This is a genomic window from Streptomyces tailanensis (assembly GCF_008386495.1).
In the GTDB taxonomy this organism is placed as follows: domain Bacteria; phylum Actinomycetota; class Actinomycetes; order Streptomycetales; family Streptomycetaceae; genus Streptomyces; species Streptomyces tailanensis.
Window position 1 is genome coordinate 13,967 of the sequence record NZ_VTHJ01000004.1, and the last position, 16,303, is coordinate 30,269.

Here is a 16,303-nt window from a genome sequence, read left to right on the forward strand (position 1 = left end):
GGACATCAGCCCTCCGGCGGAGAGAACACCACCACGACCCGCAGATCCTCGGTGATGTGATGGAACTTGTGGGCGACTCCGGCGGGCACGTACACGACACTGCCGCGTGCCACCTGGGTGGTTTCCAGACCGACCGTGAGCGAGGCGCGGCCGCTCACCACGAGGTACACCTCGTCCTGGCGGTGCGGCTGCTGCGGATCGAGCTCCCCGGCGTCGAGCGCGTACAGACCGACCGACATGTTCCGCTCGCGCAGGAACTGCAGGTAGGCGCCGTCATTGGCGGCGCGTTCCGCCTCCAGCTCAGCCAACCGGAATGCCTTCATCGACTTAGTCCGCCTTGCCCGTACTAGTAACCGATCTCGTCTGCCACGATCAGACACATGAAGAATTTCGTAGTCAAGACGATCGCCAACGCCGGCGCCCTCGCGGTCGCCGTGTGGGTGCTCGACAAGATCACGCTGACCGGGGACAGCACGGGCAAGAAGGTCGGCACACTGCTGCTGGTCGCGCTCGTCTTCGGCCTGGTGAACGTCGTGGTCAAGCCGCTCGTGAAGCTGCTCACCCTCCCCCTGTTCATCCTGACGCTCGGCCTGTTCACGCTGGTGGTGAACGCCCTGATGCTGCTGCTCACCTCGTGGGTGGCCGACAAGCTCGACCTGAGTTTCCACGTGGACGGCTTCTGGACCGCCGTCCTGGGCGGCCTGATTATCTCGATCGTCTCCTGGGCACTCCACCTCGTCCTGCCCGACGGGGACTGAGGCTCCGAGATGACCTACCGCGTCTGCTTCGTCTGCACCGGCAACATCTGCCGCTCCCCGATGGCCGAGTCGGTCTTCCGCGCCCGTATGGAGGAGGCCGGGCTCGACGGCCTGGTCGAGGTCGACAGCGCGGGCACGGGCGGCTGGCACGAGGGTGACCCCGCCGATCCGCGCACCGTCTCCGTCCTGGAGGCGAACGGCTACGGCAGCATCCACGCCGCCCGGCAGTTCCAGGCTTCCTGGTTCTCCCGCCTCGACCTCGTGATCGCCCTCGACGCCGACCACGTCAAGGCGCTGCGCCGCCTCGCGCCCACCACCGCGGACGTGGAGAAGATCCGCCTTCTGCGTTCCTACGACCCCGCGGCAGGCGACGACCTCGACGTTCCGGACCCGTACTACGGGGGCATGGATGGCTTCGAGGAGTGCCTGGCACTCGTGGAGTCCGCGAGTCCCGGCCTGCTCACCGCCATACGCGAGCAGGTGGAGGGACGGGTCGCATGAGCGCGGAGAGCCCCACTTCGAACCCCGGTGACGGCACGCGCGCGGTGCGGGCCGGGTTGCCCGAGCCCGTCAAGCACGAGCCGACCTTGCCCGGGCCGGTCTTCGCCGCCCACTACCACCTGCCCGGCGACCCCACCGGACCGTACGTCTACGGACGCGACCAGAACCCCACCTGGACCCTCCTCGAACGCGCCATCGGCGAACTGGAGGCGCCCAGGCAGGACGACGTCGAGACGCTCGTCTTCGCCTCCGGCATGGCCGCCATCTCGGCCGTCCTCTTCTCCCAGCTGCGCACCGGCGACGTCCTCGTCCTGCCCAGCGAGGGCTACAACGTGCTGCCCCTGGCAGGCGAGCAGCTGCGGTCGTACGGCGTTGAGGTACGCAGCGCCCCGACGGGCGGCGACGCCCAGCTCGACGTTCTCGACGGCGCCAAGCTGCTGTGGCTGGAGACGCCCTCCAATCCGGGGCTCGACGTGTGCGATGTACGGCGGCTCTGCGAGGCGGCACGTGCGCGTGGATGTCTCGTCGCCGTCGACAACACCCTGGCTACGCCGCTCGGGCAGCGGCCGCTGGAACTGGGCGCCGACTTCGCGGTGGCCAGCGGCACCAAGCAGCTGACCGGGCACGGGGACGTCCTGCTCGGGTACGTCGTCGGGCGCGATGCTGCCGCGATGGAGGCCGTACGACGCTGGCGCAAGATCGTCGGAGCGATTCCGGGGCCGATGGAGGCCTGGCTCGCGCACCGCTCGCTCGCCACGCTCCAGCTGCGGGCCGACCGGCAGAGCGTCAACGCCCTCGCCGTCGCCGAGGCGCTCATGGGATGGCCCGCGGTGACCGGGGTGCGCTATCCGGGGCTGCCCGACGACCCCTCGCACAAGATCGCCTCGCAGCAGATGCGGCGCTTCGGGTGCGTGGTGTCGTTCTCGTTGCCCACGCGCGCGTGTGCCGAGCGTTTTCTCGACGCGCTGCGCCTAGTGGACGACGCGACGAGCTTCGGCGGGGTGCGGTCCACCGCCGAGCGGCGCGGACGGTGGGGAGGCGACGCGGTTCCGGAAGGCTTCATCCGCTTCTCGGCCGGCGCGGAGGACACCGACGACTTGGTGGCGGATGTGCTGCATGCGCTCTCTGTCGCTACCGACTAGTACTCCGCTACGTACAGCGGACGGTCCGAGCCTCCCCCCTCGTGGCTCGGACCGTCCCGGTTCCGCGCGCGAAGAACCGCGCGAACAAGGCTAGTTGACTCTGTGTCAGTGTCCAATCACAGTAGCGACAGCGACCTATCGACTTATTTATAGTTGGGCGCTCCGGGGGCGGCGAGGGGAGGGGCGACCATGGATCTGGCCTTACTGCGTACGTTCGTGACCGTGCACCGTGCCGGCTCCTTCACCCGCGCCGCCGCGCTGCTCGGCCTCTCGCAGCCGGCCGTCACCTCGCAGATCCGCGCCCTCGAACGACAGCTGGGCCGTCCCCTCTTCCTCCGCCAGGCCCGGGGAGTGACCCCGACGACCATCGGCGACGAGCTCGCCCACAAGGCGGCGCCGCATCTCGACGCGCTCGTGGAGATCGCCGAGGCCGGCCTGGACGGCGACTCCTCCTTACGGACCCTCCATCTCGCCGGTCCACCCGAGTTCACCGCCGAACGAGCCCTGCCCGCCCTCACCGAGCTGACCGGAGACGACGGACAGGGCTTCGCGCTGAGAGCGTCCTTCGGAAACGCCGACGAGACTCTCGACGGACTCGCCGCCGGGCACCACGACCTGGCCATCACCACCGCCCAGCCGCGCGGCACCCTACTCACCGCGACCCCGCTCTGCGACGAGGAACATGTGCTGGTCACCGCCCCGCGCTGGGCCGCGCGCATCGGTCCCGGCAAGCTGCGCCGCAAGGGAGCGCACACACTGGAGCACTTCCCGGTCGTCGAAGTGCACGAGTCACTGCCGTTCATCTCGCGTTACTGGGCCTCGGTCTTCGACTCCCGTCCCACAGCCTCCGGCACGGTCGTCGTCCCGGACCTGCGCGCGGTCCTCGCCTGCACGGTCTCAGGGGCGGGCCTGGCCGTGCTGCCCCGCTATCTGTGTGCCTCCGCCCTGGAACGCGGTGATGTCGTGGCACTCCTCGATCCGCCAGTACCGCCACTGCGGACGTATTTTCTGGTGGTCCGCACCGGCACCCTGGCCATGCCGCACATCGCGCGGGCCCACGAGTGGCTGCTGCGGTCGGCGGCGGACTGGTCCTGAAGCGGCGCCCACCAAAGCGGCGCGCCACACTTCCGTGGTCGGGCGATGTTTCACGTGGAACATGTCGGGCCACATTTCTCCCATGACCGTCCGACCCGTGGTCAAGCGCACCGCCCGCGCCGTCCTGCTCGACGGCGACGACCTGATCCTGATCAAGCGGACCAAGCCGGGCGTCGATCCCTACTGGCTCACGCCGGGCGGCGGGGTCGAGCCGGAGGACACGACTGTCGTCGACGCGCTCCACCGCGAGGTGCACGAGGAACTCGGCGCGAAGATCACCGATGTGGTCCCCTGCTTCGTGGACACGGTCGAGCACATCGGCGAGGACGGCGGCGCCACGGGCGTAAAGGTCCAGCACTTCTTCGTCTGCCGCCTGGAATCCATGGACCCCGCCAAGCGACACGGCCCCGAGGTGGACGAACCCCAGGGCGAATACGAGATCGTGCGTGTGCCCTTCACCCGGGTCGGCATCGCCTCCGTCCACCTCGTCCCGCTGTCCCTGCGGCACTACCTGGACGGAAACATCGAGGGCGTACGGGCGATGCACGCGCCTGACCTGGGATAACCCCTCACCGGTTGCTGCCGGACCGCTACCCGCGCGGACTTCTCGGTCAGTCCCCGGCCGCCACCAGTTCCTCCACCGAGTCGTGGCGAATGCGCTCCAAGGGGATGCCGACGCCCTTCAGGGCGTCCACACCGCTGCGGATCATGCCGGGCGGGCCCGAGAGGTAGGCGTCGTACCCGTTCCACGGTCCGTACTCGCGTATGGCGTCGGGCAACTGGAGCAACCCGTGCTTGTCCACCACCGGACGGACCTCCAGCCAGGGGTTGCTCTGCCGCAGTCGCAGCAGCGTGTCGATGTCGTACAGGTCGCGGTTGGAACGGGCTCCGTAGAAGACCTCGACCGGGCGGTGCCGTCCATGTTCGGCGACGTCCTCGACCATGGCTTTGATCGGCGCGATACCGGTGCCGCCGCCCAGGCAGAGCAGTCCGCTGTCGGTGGTGTGGTCGACGGTCATCGCACCGGCTGGCGGGCCCAGTCGGATGACGTCGCCGGGCCGGGCACGGTGCACGAGCGCGTTGGAGACCCAGCCCGCGGAGATCGCCTTCACGTGGAACGACAGCAGCCCGTCCGAGCGGGGTGCCGACGCGAACGAGTAGTGCCGCCAGATCCGCGGCCACCAGGGAGTCTCCACACTCGCGTACTGCCCGGCGAGAAAGGGATACGGCTGGTTCGGACGAACGGTGAGGACCGCTATGTCGGCGGTTCTCAGCTCGTGCGAGACCACCTCTGCCATCCACCAGGGCGGGGAGCGCAGCTCGTCGGCGGCCGCCGCGTCGATCATCACCTGCGAGATGGTCGTGTACGCCCGGACCCAGGCAGCCTCGGTCTCGTCGTCCCAGACCGCCTGGGCATAGCGGCTCAGCGCGCCGATCAGACACTCGCCGACGGCCGGGTAGTGCTCGGCCTGGGTGCCGTACTTGCGGTGGCCTCGGCCGAGGTTCTGCAGGTAGTCGACGAGGACCGGAGCGTTGTCGATGTGCTCGGCGGCGGTCAGCAGCGCCTTGAGCAGGCGATCCCGCTGGGCGTCCATCGCCGGGGGAAACATGGGGCGCAGTTCCGGGTGCTGGACGAAGAGCAGCGCGTAGAAGTACGAGGTGACCTTCTCGGCGACGGGGCCGACCTCGGCCATGGTGCGCCGGATGAGCACGACGTCGGGGGAGGGCTCGGGCGTGCGGACGGCACGCTGGTCGGGTACGCGGGATTCGAGTACGGAGTGCTCGGAGCCGTGCTCGCCCTCACCGGGGCCCGGCCGGCGGCGCTCCTGCGGAGCCTCGTCACGGTCTTGCTGCGGCGCACTCGGCGTCTCCTGAGGCCGGTTCACGGGCCGGAGTGCGGCGAGGCGGTTGCCTTCCGGCTCCTGGCCTCCGCCGGGGGACGGCGGCTGCGTCCGCGGTGTGAACCAACCGCTTCCGTCACTGTCCCCTGAAGTGCCGTTGCCGGCCGCCGTGGTGGTCGGAGCGTCCATGGTGTGCCTCGCCTCGAGCATCTTTCGGTCGATCTGCGCACTTCCCGGGTCGGAAGTCGCCTGCTTTCCCCCGTGGACGGCCTTGCTTTCCCTGTTCGTTCCTGTCGACCAATGCGGCCACATTCAACCCGCATTCCCGCTGCGTACGGACAAGTAGGTGAGAGTGTGACGTGAGCCGTAGCACTCATGCCGCAGCGTTCCACAGCACACGGACGCCCCGCCTCATAACAGTGAAGGCAGGTCTTCGATCTCCCTGTCCTGTTAGGCTGCATTGGACTGCTTTCGCACCCACGCCATGAGACGACTACATCTCGCTTCGGACACGAACCGGACTCGACCCTACCGGCAGGATCGCCATATACAAGTCCCCCCTTGCTGTACTGGGAATTCCACGGGTGCGAATCAGCAACACCTTCAATTACCGGGCGTGTCGCACCAACTCATAGGCATCCGACAGATCCTGCCCCGTGTAGGAGTGAGTGGCGAGCCCCGTCAGACGCCGATCGGCATTAACGGCCACCGAGATCGGCACCGTACCGAAGAGTTCCGCGTCGGAGAGCGAGTCGCCGTAAGCGACGCAATCGGCCCGGGTCAGCCCGAGCTCCGCGCAGAGGCGGTCCGCGATCTCCACCTTCGCCGCCGGTGTGAGGATCCCGGCCGGATCGACGGGCTCGCTGAAGGGCACCCGGGGAAAGCGCGATCCGTACGCCGCGTGTGCACCCCATGCGGTGAGCCGCTCGACAAAGAACGAGGGCGAGAGCGAGATGACGGCGCAGTACTCCCCGCGTTCCCTGATCTCGGCCCAGGTGTCCCGGATACGCAACAGCCACGGCGCTCCATCGAAAGCAGCGCCGACATGGCCCTCGGTGAGCCCGGCCCACAGGCCGTGGACGCGCCGTGCGTACGCCCGCGAGTCGATGCGCCGCGTCACGAAGTCCCGTTCGAGTTCGGCTATCTCCTTGTCCAGACCGAGTTGCCGCGAGATCTCCACGGGGGCCGCCGTGCCATACAGCAGAGTCCCGTCCAGGTCGAACAGATGCAGTCGCGTCATGGGAGCAGAGGCTAACTGCGCTCCCCTTCACGCCTGCACGGGTGTGCCTGCACGCGGATGTTTCACGTGAAACATCTGTCCGCCCGCTGTGCGGTTGTGCACGAGATGGCCAAAAGCGCGTACGCCTGACCGCAAACCGGTGGACGTCCGGGGCTTGTGTCGGACAGCCTGACCTGCGTGCCGACACCTTCCCCTGCTGCTCTGCCCATCCGTCGTCTGACGCCTCGCGATCTCACCGCCTGCGCCGACTTGTCCGAAGACCGGGGCTGGCCCCGCGAGGAGCACAAGTGGGGGCTGCTTCTCGCGGCAGGGACCGGGTACGGCATCGATGAACCAGAGGGTGGTCTCGTCACCGCCTGCGTGGTCACCGAGTACGGTCCGGCGGGCCGCCCTGATCTGGGGGCGATCGGCATGGTGCTGGTCGCCGAGCGACACGCCCGCCAGGGCATCGGCCGCCGTCTGATGCGCCATGTCGTCGCAGAGCTGGGCACCATCCCGCTGACCCTTCACGCGACGCCGTACGGGCGTCCTCTCTACGAGGAGTTGGGGTTCAAGGTCACCGGCAGGGCGGAGATGGTCCGAGGACACTTCGCAGCGGGCGGTTCGGCCCCCGCGATCCCCACGCGCCCGGCCACGGCCGAGGACCTCACCACGATCCTGCGCCTCGACGAAAAGGTCTTCGGCACGGACCGCACTCCTATCCTCACCCGGCTCCCCGCCTTCGCCGATCAGCTGCGCGTCGCCGAAGAGAACGGCCGGATCATCGGCTACGCGGCCGCTTGGCCCAACATGGACGACCATGTCGTCGGCCCGCTGATCGCCCGCGACACACAGACGGCGAAGGCGCTCATCGCCTCTCTGGCCGCCCACACCGACCGCCCGTTGCGCACGGACATCGACGTGCGTCACGAGGAGCTGCTGGCGTGGGTGAAGGAACGCGGCCTGGAATCGGTCACCTTCAACGCGGTGATGACGTACGGGATTTCCGAGCTGCCCGGCGACTGGACGCGACGGTACGCCCCACTGACCGTGGCAGCGGGCTGAGGCTCCCCGCCGAGCGGAGGATACCCCTCCCCACCGCTGGTCAACGATGCGCAGCCGTCCGCTGCTCGGCCGCTGCCGCTCCCGTTACGACGGTGCTGGAAACGCCTTCCTTGCGCTCCAGCGCAGCCGACAGGAATGCCAGCACGAGGGCGCCGGCCGCGAGGGCGGCTCCGACCCAGTTGGGTGCCGTGTAGCCGAAGCCCGCGTCGATGACGAGGCCACCGAGCCAGGCGGCGAGCGCGTTGCCGAGGTTGAAGGCACCGATGTTCACGGCCGAGGCCAGCGTGGGTGCGCCGTGCGCATGGTTGAGGACCCGCTTCTGCAGCGGCGGCACGGTCGCGAAGCCCAGGGCTCCGATCAACGCGAGGGTCACCGCCGCGGCGGCCTTGTCGTGTGCGGTGAACGCGAACAGGGCCAGGACGACGGCCAGGGTGCCCAGTGAGACGTAGAGCAGGGGCATCAGCGCGCGGTCCGCGTACCTGCCGCCCACGAGGTTGCCGCCGACCATGCCGAGGCCGAAGAGGACGAGAAGCCAGGTGACGGAGGAGTCGGCGAAGCCCGCGACGTGGGTCATCATCGGCGCGATGTAGGTGATGGCCGCGAGGACACCGCCGAAGCCGAGCACGGTCATCGCCATGGCGAGCAGGACCTGGACATTCTTGAACGCGGCCAACTCGTGGCGCAGACGCACGCCCTCCGGCTTGGGCATCTCGGGAACGAGCCGAGCGATGCCCAGCAGGCCGACGACGCCCAGCACCGCGACGGCGGCGAAGGTGACCCGCCAACCCAGGGTCTGTCCGATCAGGGTGCCGAGAGGGACTCCGACGACGTTCGCGATGGTCAGGCCGCTGAACATCATCGCGATGGCGCCGGCCTTGCGGTCCGGGGCGACCAGGTCGGCCGCGACCACCGAGCCGATGCCGAAGAAGGCACCGTGGGCGAGCGAGGCGACCACCCGGCCGAGCAGCATGACGGGATAGACGGGGGCGAGAGCGGAGAGCAGGTTGCCCGCGATGAACAGTCCCATCAGCAGCATGAGCATCCGCTTGCGGGACACCTTCGTACCCAGGACTGTCATGACCGGCGCTCCGAACATGACACCGAGCGCGTAGCCGGTCACGAGAAAGCCGGCGGTGGGGATGGAGACATCGAACTCGCCCGCGACCTCGGGCAACACTCCCATGATCACGAATTCTGTGGTGCCGATTCCGAAGGCCCCGATCGCGAGGGCCAGAAGCGCGAGAGGCATGAGGCTGTAGACCTTCCAGATGATTGCATGTGCACTTTGAGTGCGGCAACAATAATTGCACACGCGCTATAAATGCAAAAGCTGGCTATTGCGTCAGTGGCCTATCCTGGGTTTGAGCCGCTCCGGGACGGAGGAAACCGATGACAGCTACGGACCCCGCGCTCACTGCCCTCGCCCAGGGTTGGTGCGCCCTCTCCCTGTTGCACGGGAGAATCGAGGCCCGCATCGAACGCGCACTGCAGTCCGGGCACGGCCTCAGCGTGCGCGAGTACTCCCTGCTCGACGTGTTGAGCCGCCAGCACGACGGCGAAGGAGGCCATCTGCAGATGAAGCAGGTCGCCGACGCGGTCGTGCTCAGCCAGAGCGCCACCACCCGACTGGTCACCCGTCTCGAAGACCGGGGACTGCTCGCGCGCTACCTGTGCCCGACCGACCGCCGGGGCATCTACACCGATGTCTCCGAAGCCGGCCTCAAACTCCTCGCGGAGGCCCGCCCCACGAATGACGCCGCTCTGCGTGAGGCGCTCGACGAGGCAGCGGAGAACCCCGAACTGGCCCCTCTCGTCCGCGCCATGAGGTCGCTGAACGTGCCCACGTAGGGTTCAGATATGGGAGATCTTGAAGTTCACCCCGCGACCAAGGACGACGTCGCCGCGATCGTCGCGATGCTCGCCGACGATCCCCTGGGCGCGCAGCGCGAGTCGCCGGACGATCTGGCACCGTACTTCACGGCCTTGGAGCGACTCAGCGGCGATCCCCATCAGCACCTGATGGTCGCCGTTCGTGGGGGCCGAGTCGTCGGCACTCTTCAGCTGACGATCGTCCCCGGCCTTTCCAGGCGTGGCTCCACTCGCTCGATCATCGAGGGTGTCCGTGTGCACGCAGACGAGCGAGGGAGCGGCCTCGGCACAGAACTCATCGAGTGGGCGATCAGCGAATCGCGGCAGCAGGGCTGCCAGTTGGTACAGCTGACATCCGACATCACACGCACCGATGCCCACCGCTTCTATGAGCGGCTCGGCTTCGAGGCCACCCACGTGGGCTTCAAGTTGCCGCTCTGAGCGACACCCGGCGATGCGGGCAGGGGTCCTGTTTCACGTGAAACATCGCACGGCAGGACCCCACCCTCACCAATCGGCGTCTACGAGATCCCGCGCCACCCCTCGGGATCCACTCCACCTGGTACGGGAGCCCCCTCCTCGTACGGCTGACGCGTGAACACGAACGAGCCGAGGTCCAGATGGCTCACAGATCCGTCAGGCCTCCGCACGGCCCTCAGGAGCTCTCCGGCGAAGTACCCGTTGAGCCCGGTCCATGTGCCGTCGTCATTGAGGCGGAAACGCGCACTGCGCAGGGTGGCGGAGAGCGGCTCCAGCGAAACTCCCCCATCGGCCACGAGGCGCAGCGCGAAGCTGTACGTGCCCCAGTACCAAGGACCCGCCAACTCCAAGACGGAGCGGTCGACGTCGGGCAGCGGTCGCCACGCGTCGGGGATCCTGGGCTCGGCCTCCGCCACGATACGTACGAGGTCGGCGGCCACCTCCGACACCACCGGCCCGGAGGTGCAGTTGGCGAGCACTACGGCCGCCACATCGTCCTCGACGCTGATCGTGAGGGCCGCGAGAAAACCCGGAACCGAACCGCTGTGGCCGACGAGGAATCGGCCGTCCTGGTGTTGGAGCTGCATGCCGAGGCCGTACGCCGAACCGGCGGCCACATCCGAGGCCTCGCCCGGTGCGGCCGGCGTCCGCATCTCCAGGACGGACTCCGCGCTCAGCACTCGGTCGTCCCCCTGGGCCAGGAAGACAGCGAAGCGTGCCAAGTCCGCTGTTGTGGACCAGAGTTGACCCGCCGAACCCATCCGACCCAAGTCCTCGACGCGCTCCGGCAGCAGGACATCGGCCCAGGGGTGCACGGCCCAGCCACCGGCGTGCGGTGCCTGGGGGTGCCACGTCGTACGGTGCAGTCCCAGCGGTTCGAGCACCTCACGCCGCAGGACATCCTCCCAAGGAGCGTCCCTCAACCGCTCGACGAGCGCGCCGAGGACGGTGAAGCCCGGATTGGAGTAATGGAAGCGGCGACCGACCGGATGCCGGTGCGGCTGCTCGCCGAGCACATCGGCGAGTTCCGGCCGCAGGGAACCAGGGGTCCGCTCCCACCAGGGGGAGGGCGACTCCGCCGCCAGTCCACCTGTATGCGCGAGCAGTTCGGCGATGGTGGCCTCCCCCGCGCCGGTGCCCGGCAGATGCTTCTCCAACGGGTCACCGAGGTCCAGCAGGCCCTCGTCGCGCAACCGCAGCACCAGAACCGCAGTGAAGGTCTTGGTGATAGAGCCGATCCGGTACTGCACGTTCGCATCCGGCGCGTGCCCGTCCACCGAGGTCCGCGCCCCGTTCCACACCCTCTCCCCGCCCCGGACCACCGCCGCGACCAGCGAAGGCGCCCGTCCTTCGGACTGAGCGACGGCAATGCGGTGCAACAAGGCCCGGCGCGTGGCGGGCAGCAGCTCTTCGTGAAGTGTTGTCATGCGCCCAGTCCATCTGGCCCGGCATCGCGCGTCGAGCGCTTTTCCTCCGGACTGCGCGGCCTTCGGATCAGGTCTGCGCCATGTCCACGAATCGCGAGTAGTGCCCCTGGAAGGCGACCGTGATCGTGGCCGTAGGACCGTTACGGTGCTTGCCCACGATGATGTCCGCCTCACCCGCTCGGGGCGACTCCTTCTCGTACGCATCCTCGCGGTGCAGCAGGATCACCATGTCCGCGTCCTGCTCGATCGATCCCGACTCGCGCAGGTCGGAGACCATGGGCTTCTTGTCCGTACGCTGCTCGGGGCCACGGTTGAGCTGGGACAGCGCGATCACCGGCAGCTCCAGCTCCTTGGCCAGCAGCTTCAGGTTTCGCGACATGTCCGAGACTTCCTGCTGGCGGCTCTCGGAACGCTTGCCGCCGGACTGCATCAGCTGCAGATAGTCGATGATGACAAGCTTCAGGTCGTTGCGCTGCTTCAGGCGCCGACACTTGGCGCGGATCTCCATCATCGACAGGTTCGGGGAGTCGTCGATATAGAGCGGCGCGGCCGAGACATCGGGCATCCGGCGGGCCAGCCGGGTCCAGTCCTCGTCCGTCATGGTGCCGGACCGCATGTGGTGCAGGGCCACGCGCGCCTCGGCCGACAGCAGACGCATCGCGATCTCGTTACGGCCCATTTCGAGCGAGAAGATCACGCTCGGCAGGTTGTGTTTGATGGAGGCGGCGCGGGCGAAGTCCAGCGCCAGCGTGGACTTACCCATGGCGGGCCGGGCCGCGATAATGATCATCTGGCCGGGGTGCAGACCGTTGGTGAGCTGATCGAGATCGGTGAAGCCGGTCGGCACACCGGTCATCTCCCCCGACCGCGAACCGATCGCCTCGATCTCGTCGAGAGCGCCCTCCATGATGTCGCCGAGCGGCAGATAGTCCTCGGTGGTGCGCTGCTCGGTGACCGCGAAGATCTCCGCCTGGGCTCTGTTGACGATCTCGTCCACGTCGTCGTCGGCCGCGTATCCCATCTGGGTGATGCGGGTGCCAGCCTCGACCAGGCGGCGCAGGACCGCGCGCTCGTGGACGATCTCCGCGTAGTACTCCGCATTCGCCGCCGTCGGCACCGTCTGGACAAGACCGTGCAGGTAGGAAGCGCCACCGACCTTGGTGATCTCGCCGCGTTTGGTGAGCTCGGCGGCGATGGTGATGGGGTCGGCGGGCTCGCCCTTGGCGTAGACGTCGAGGATCGCCTGGTAGATGGTCTCGTGGGCCGGCTTGTAGAAGTCGGGGCCCTTGAGGATCTCGACCACGTCGGCGATGGCGTCCTTGGACAGCAGCATGCCGCCGAGGACGGACTGCTCGGCGTCGAGATCCTGCGGGGGCACCCGCTCGAAGGCCGAGCCTCCGCCGTCCCATTCCCCGTTGTCCCGGCCTCGGTCGTGCTGCTCGTCCCGGCTCCGGCCGCCGTCGTGACGTCGACGGGAAGCGGGCAGACGATCACTGGGTCCGCTGTCGGCCCACGGGTCGTCCAGGGGCTCGGAAATGCTCACCGAGCGACCTCCTCCCGTCCGCCGAGCGGACCTCGCCGTGCCTGTCATTTCTACGGCACGACACTGACAAATAAGAGGCCCAACTCCGGTTCTGGCGGCGTCGGTTTTGCGAGGTTTCCGTGATCCACCAAGGAGCGGGCGCCGCACCACCGTAGGCCCGCAGGCACCGTCAGCCAATCTGGTTATCCACAGGCCATGTGGACGACGGCCCAGATGCTGTGGAGAACCCCGCAAAACCTGTGCACGACTCGGTGGACAGGCCTGTGAACAAGCCCTCGCCGCCTCCCGCAAGACCACCCTGACCTGCACCTTTACCGTCCACCGGCTGTGCAGAAGAAAAACTTCCCGGACGGGATCAAGATCATCGCAACGATTGCGCGACAGCGCCCTCCGTCGGACCTAATGTAATAGGCACTGGTCGCTTGCATCTCTTACCTGTGGAAGATTAGATTGGTGGCCATGGCACAGGCTCCCGCGACCACCAAGGCCGCCCGGCGCCGGCACGACCGAGAGATCGTCACGCTGGCCGTTCCGACCTTCGGCGCGCTCGTCGCCGAGCCCCTTTTCCTCATGGTCGACACCGCCGTCGTCGGCCACCTCGGCACCGCCCAACTGGCCGGCCTCGGTGTCGCTTCGGCACTCCTCGTCACCGCGGTCAGCGTCTTCGTCTTCCTGGCATACGCCACCACGGCTGCCGTCGCCCGGCAGGTCGGTGCGGGCGATCTGCGGGCCGCCATCCGTCAGGGCATGGACGGCATCTGGCTCGCGCTGCTCCTCGGCGCCCTCGTCGTCGCGGTCGTCCTCCCCACAGCGCCTTCCTTGGTGGCCCTCTTTGGTTCCTCAGGCACCGCAGCCCCTTATGCCACGACCTACCTGCGCATCTCGGCCCTCGGCATCCCGGCAATGCTCGTCGTACTCGCCGCCACAGGCGTACTGCGCGGTCTCCAGGACACGAAGACCCCCTTGTACGTCGCCGTCGTGGGCTTCGTCGCCAACGGCGCCCTCAACGTGGGCCTCGTCTACGGCGTCGGCCTGGGCATCGCCGGATCCGCCTGGGGCACGGTCATCGCCCAGTGCGGCATGGCTGCCGCCTATCTCTGGGTCGTGATTCGCGGAGCACACAAGCACGGCGCCTCACTGCGTCCGGACGCCGCCGGTATACGTGCCTCGGCTCAGGCCGGAGCGTCCCTGCTCATCCGTACGCTCTCCCTGCGAGCGATTCTGCTGATCGCCACCGCGGTCGCCGCCCGACTGGGGGACGAGAACATCGCCGCGCACCAGATCATCCTCTCGCTCTGGAGCCTGCTTGCCTTCGCTCTGGACGCGATCGCCATCGCAGGGCAGGCCATCATCGGCCGATACCTGGGAGCGGGCGAGGCCCAGGGAGCACACGAGGCATGCAGCCGCATGGTGCAGTGGGGGATCGCCACGGGTGTCGTACTCGGACTTCTGGTGATCGCCACCCGCCCCCTGTTCATCCCACTCTTCACGGGCGACCCGGCGGTGCAGGAAGCCGCGCTGCCCGCCCTGATCGTGGTGGCTCTCGCCCAGCCGATCTCCGGGATCGTGTTCGTACTCGACGGCGTACTGATGGGCGCGGGAGACGGCCCCTACCTGGCCTGGGCAATGATGCTGACCTTGGCGGTCTTCGTCCCGGCAGCTCTGCTCGTCCCTGCCCTCGGCGGCGGTCTGACGGCCCTCTGGGCCGCCATGACGCTGATGATGGCGGCGCGCATGCTGACCCTGTGGCTGCGCTCGCGCTCCGGTCGCTGGATCGTCACCGGAGCGACACGCTGAACAGTCCAGCCTCGTTTCACGTGAAACATCGCCCTTTGCCCTGTTTCACGTGAAACAGTCACTCCGCAGGTATCCGGCCTGATTGACCTACGGCGCGAGAAAAGCATGTGGGGCCGTACCCTTCACAGGGTGCGGCCCCACGCTGCTTCAGCGAACGCGACGCTCAGGCCGCGACAACCTCGATGTTGACCTTGGCGGCAACCTCGGGGTGCAGACGCACAGACGTCTCGTGAGCGCCCAGCGTCTTGATCGGAGCAGACAGCTCGATGCGGCGCTTGTCGACCTCGGGGCCACCAGAGGCCTTGATCGCGGAAGCGATGTCGGCCGGGGTGACGGAACCGAAGAGACGACCGGCGTCGCCGGAGCGAACGGCCAGACGGACCTTGACGGCCTCGAGCTGGCCCTTGACCTGGTTGGCCTGCTCGATGGTCTGGATCTCGTGGATCTTGCGAGCACGACGGATCTGCTCGACGTCCTTCTCGCCACCCTTGGTCCAGCGGATAGCGAACTTCCGCGGGATCAGGTAGTTGCGAGCGTAACCGTCCTTGACGTCGACGACGTCGCCGGCAGCGCCGAGGCCGGAGACCTCGTGGGTGAGGATGATCTTCATTAGTCGGTCACCCTTCCCTTAGCGCGCGGTGGACGTGTAGGGCAGCAGCGCCATCTCACGGCTGTTCTTGACGGCCGTGGCGACGTCACGCTGGTGCTGCGTGCAGTTGCCGGTCACGCGGCGGGCACGGATCTTGCCGCGGTCGGAAATGAACTTCCGCAGCATGTTCGTGTCCTTGTAGTCCACGTACGTGACCTTGTCCTTGCAGAAAGCGCAGACCTTCTTCTTCGGCTTGCGCACAGGCGGCTTCGCCATGGTGATTCTCCTGTGTGATCAAGAAGTTTGGGGTACGGCCCCGCCCTTGACCTCCAGGACCGATGATCGGCCCGAAGGGTCTTAGAAGGGGGGCTCGTCCGAGTAGCCGCCACCGCCGCCGGAGCTTCCGCCCCAGCCGCCGCCACCGCCAGCGCCCTGGTTGCCACCGGCGGGAGCACCGCTGGCCCACGGGTCGTCGGCGGGAGCGCCGCCCTGCTGGCCGCCGCCGGGGCCGCCACCGGGGCCTCCGCCCCAGCCGCCGCCCTGGCCGCCACCGCCACCGTAACCACCCTGGCCACCGCGGCCGGTGGTCTTGGTGACCTTGGCCGTGGCGTTCTTCAAGCTGGCGCCGACTTCCTCGACGTCCAGCTCGTAGACCGTGCGCTTGACGCCCTCACGGTCCTCGTAGGACCGCTGCTTCAGCCGGCCCTGCACGATGACGCGCATGCCTCGCTGGAGCGACTCGGCGACGTTCTCCGCCGCCTGACGCCAGACCGAGCAGGTCAGGAACAGGCTCTCGCCGTCCTTCCACTCGTTCGTCTGGCGGTCGAAGGTGCGGGGGGTGGACGCGACACGGAACTTCGCGACCGCCGCACCGGACGGGGTGAAGCGCAGCTCGGGGTCGTCGACAAGATTGCCGACGACCGTGATGACGGTCTCGCCTGCCATGGGGGAACCTCTCGGCGGGTTTGCTGCTGGCT

General features: G+C 68.0%; 18 protein-coding genes. 9 read left to right on the top strand and 9 right to left on the bottom strand.

The genetic code is table 11. The annotated features are described in order from the left end of the window. Positions 1-5 precede the first annotated feature (5 nt). Positions 6-323: a cupin domain-containing protein gene (locus F3T56_RS04725; RefSeq protein ID WP_149823415.1), complete on the bottom strand. Its 318-nt coding sequence runs from the start codon at positions 321-323 to the stop codon at positions 6-8. 57 nt (positions 324-380) lie between these two features. On the opposite strand from F3T56_RS04725, the gene F3T56_RS04730 reads away from it, so the two are divergent. From F3T56_RS04730 to F3T56_RS04750, 5 genes are all read left to right on the top strand, one after another. Continuing rightward, positions 381-758 (top strand): phage holin family protein, encoded by a 378-nt coding sequence (locus tag F3T56_RS04730; protein ID WP_149823416.1) that lies wholly within the window; start codon positions 381-383, stop codon positions 756-758. 9 nt (positions 759-767) lie between these two features. Further along, complete coding sequence (locus F3T56_RS04735; RefSeq protein ID WP_149823417.1) at positions 768-1,259, top strand: low molecular weight protein-tyrosine-phosphatase; 492 nt, start codon at positions 768-770, stop codon at positions 1,257-1,259. After that, positions 1,256-2,401, top strand: a complete 1,146-nt coding sequence (locus F3T56_RS04740) for a cystathionine gamma-lyase (RefSeq protein WP_149823418.1) — start codon at positions 1,256-1,258, stop codon at positions 2,399-2,401. The genes F3T56_RS04735 and F3T56_RS04740 overlap by 4 nt, the downstream gene beginning before the upstream one ends. Before the next feature lie 189 nt (positions 2,402-2,590). Continuing rightward, entirely contained in the window at positions 2,591-3,496 is a 906-nt protein-coding gene (locus F3T56_RS04745) for a LysR family transcriptional regulator (protein WP_149823419.1), read from the top strand. An 82-nt stretch (positions 3,497-3,578) separates the two neighbouring features. After that, positions 3,579-4,061 (top strand): NUDIX domain-containing protein, encoded by a 483-nt coding sequence (locus tag F3T56_RS04750; RefSeq protein ID WP_149823420.1) that lies wholly within the window; start codon positions 3,579-3,581, stop codon positions 4,059-4,061. 46 nt (positions 4,062-4,107) lie between these two features. Here F3T56_RS04750 and F3T56_RS04755 read toward each other — a convergent pair whose 3' ends face one another. After that, positions 4,108-5,526 (bottom strand): globin domain-containing protein, encoded by a 1,419-nt coding sequence (locus F3T56_RS04755; protein WP_425473544.1) that lies wholly within the window; start codon positions 5,524-5,526, stop codon positions 4,108-4,110. 418 nt (positions 5,527-5,944) lie between these two features. Further along, positions 5,945-6,577, bottom strand: coding sequence for an HAD family hydrolase (locus F3T56_RS04760; RefSeq protein ID WP_149823422.1), 633 nt, complete (start codon positions 6,575-6,577; stop codon positions 5,945-5,947). 177 nt (positions 6,578-6,754) lie between these two features. On the opposite strand from F3T56_RS04760, the gene F3T56_RS04765 reads away from it, so the two are divergent. Continuing rightward, complete coding sequence (locus tag F3T56_RS04765) at positions 6,755-7,621, top strand: GNAT family N-acetyltransferase (RefSeq protein WP_149823423.1); 867 nt, start codon at positions 6,755-6,757, stop codon at positions 7,619-7,621. A 40-nt stretch (positions 7,622-7,661) separates the two neighbouring features. On the opposite strand, the gene F3T56_RS04770 is transcribed toward F3T56_RS04765, so the two are convergent. After that, entirely contained in the window at positions 7,662-8,870 is a 1,209-nt protein-coding gene (locus F3T56_RS04770; protein WP_149823424.1) for an MFS transporter, read from the bottom strand. A 140-nt stretch (positions 8,871-9,010) separates the two neighbouring features. On the opposite strand from F3T56_RS04770, the gene F3T56_RS04775 reads away from it, so the two are divergent. Both F3T56_RS04775 and F3T56_RS04780 read left to right on the top strand, forming a co-directional pair. After that, positions 9,011-9,469, top strand: a complete 459-nt coding sequence (locus F3T56_RS04775; RefSeq protein ID WP_149823425.1) for a MarR family winged helix-turn-helix transcriptional regulator — start codon at positions 9,011-9,013, stop codon at positions 9,467-9,469. 9 nt (positions 9,470-9,478) lie between these two features. Then, entirely contained in the window at positions 9,479-9,931 is a 453-nt protein-coding gene (locus F3T56_RS04780) for a GNAT family N-acetyltransferase (RefSeq protein ID WP_149823426.1), read from the top strand. A gap of 80 nt (positions 9,932-10,011) precedes the next feature. Here F3T56_RS04780 and F3T56_RS04785 read toward each other — a convergent pair whose 3' ends face one another. Together F3T56_RS04785 and dnaB are read right to left on the bottom strand one after the other, a co-directional pair. After that, positions 10,012-11,397: a serine hydrolase domain-containing protein gene (locus F3T56_RS04785; protein ID WP_149823427.1), complete on the bottom strand. Its 1,386-nt coding sequence runs from the start codon at positions 11,395-11,397 to the stop codon at positions 10,012-10,014. A 67-nt stretch (positions 11,398-11,464) separates the two neighbouring features. After that, positions 11,465-12,940 (bottom strand): replicative DNA helicase, encoded by a 1,476-nt coding sequence (gene dnaB, locus F3T56_RS04790; protein ID WP_149823428.1) that lies wholly within the window; start codon positions 12,938-12,940, stop codon positions 11,465-11,467. A 450-nt stretch (positions 12,941-13,390) separates the two neighbouring features. On the opposite strand from dnaB, the gene F3T56_RS04795 reads away from it, so the two are divergent. Next, positions 13,391-14,737, top strand: coding sequence for an MATE family efflux transporter (locus F3T56_RS04795; protein ID WP_149823429.1), 1,347 nt, complete (start codon positions 13,391-13,393; stop codon positions 14,735-14,737). A gap of 163 nt (positions 14,738-14,900) precedes the next feature. On the opposite strand, the gene rplI is transcribed toward F3T56_RS04795, so the two are convergent. The 3 genes from rplI to F3T56_RS04810 all read right to left on the bottom strand — a co-directional run bounded on the left by rplI (position 14,901) and on the right by F3T56_RS04810 (position 16,271). Then, a complete protein-coding gene (rplI, locus tag F3T56_RS04800; RefSeq protein WP_149823430.1) occupies positions 14,901-15,347 on the bottom strand; it encodes a 50S ribosomal protein L9 in 447 nt (148 codons plus the stop codon). Positions 15,348-15,365: 18 nt separating this feature from the next. Beyond that, entirely contained in the window at positions 15,366-15,602 is a 237-nt protein-coding gene (gene rpsR, locus F3T56_RS04805; protein WP_003949403.1) for a 30S ribosomal protein S18, read from the bottom strand. A gap of 81 nt (positions 15,603-15,683) precedes the next feature. Beyond that, positions 15,684-16,271, bottom strand: coding sequence for a single-stranded DNA-binding protein (locus F3T56_RS04810; RefSeq protein WP_149823431.1), 588 nt, complete (start codon positions 16,269-16,271; stop codon positions 15,684-15,686). Positions 16,272-16,303 lie beyond the last annotated feature (32 nt).

Excerpts from the sequence above, each read along its gene's own strand:
- F3T56_RS04760 (WP_149823422.1), bottom strand. The coding sequence starts at position 6,577 with ATGACGCGACTGCATCTGTTCGACCTGGACGGGACTCTGCTGTATGGC.
- F3T56_RS04770 (WP_149823424.1), bottom strand. The coding sequence starts at position 8,870 with ATGCCTCTCGCGCTTCTGGCCCTCGCGATCGGGGCCTTCGGAATCGGC.
- F3T56_RS04745 (WP_149823419.1), top strand. The coding sequence starts at position 2,591 with ATGGATCTGGCCTTACTGCGTACGTTCGTGACCGTGCACCGTGCCGGC.
- F3T56_RS04750 (WP_149823420.1), top strand. The coding sequence starts at position 3,579 with ATGACCGTCCGACCCGTGGTCAAGCGCACCGCCCGCGCCGTCCTGCTC.
- F3T56_RS04810 (WP_149823431.1), bottom strand. The coding sequence starts at position 16,271 with ATGGCAGGCGAGACCGTCATCACGGTCGTCGGCAATCTTGTCGACGAC.
- F3T56_RS04785 (WP_149823427.1), bottom strand. The coding sequence starts at position 11,397 with ATGACAACACTTCACGAAGAGCTGCTGCCCGCCACGCGCCGGGCCTTG.
- rpsR (WP_003949403.1), bottom strand. The coding sequence starts at position 15,602 with ATGGCGAAGCCGCCTGTGCGCAAGCCGAAGAAGAAGGTCTGCGCTTTC.
- F3T56_RS04740 (WP_149823418.1), top strand. The coding sequence starts at position 1,256 with ATGAGCGCGGAGAGCCCCACTTCGAACCCCGGTGACGGCACGCGCGCG.
- F3T56_RS04780 (WP_149823426.1), top strand. The coding sequence starts at position 9,479 with ATGGGAGATCTTGAAGTTCACCCCGCGACCAAGGACGACGTCGCCGCG.
- F3T56_RS04775 (WP_149823425.1), top strand. The coding sequence starts at position 9,011 with ATGACAGCTACGGACCCCGCGCTCACTGCCCTCGCCCAGGGTTGGTGC.
- F3T56_RS04730 (WP_149823416.1), top strand. The coding sequence starts at position 381 with ATGAAGAATTTCGTAGTCAAGACGATCGCCAACGCCGGCGCCCTCGCG.
- F3T56_RS04725 (WP_149823415.1), bottom strand. The coding sequence starts at position 323 with ATGAAGGCATTCCGGTTGGCTGAGCTGGAGGCGGAACGCGCCGCCAAT.
- rplI (WP_149823430.1), bottom strand. The coding sequence starts at position 15,347 with ATGAAGATCATCCTCACCCACGAGGTCTCCGGCCTCGGCGCTGCCGGC.
- F3T56_RS04755 (WP_425473544.1), bottom strand. The coding sequence starts at position 5,526 with ATGGACGCTCCGACCACCACGGCGGCCGGCAACGGCACTTCAGGGGAC.
- F3T56_RS04735 (WP_149823417.1), top strand. The coding sequence starts at position 768 with ATGACCTACCGCGTCTGCTTCGTCTGCACCGGCAACATCTGCCGCTCC.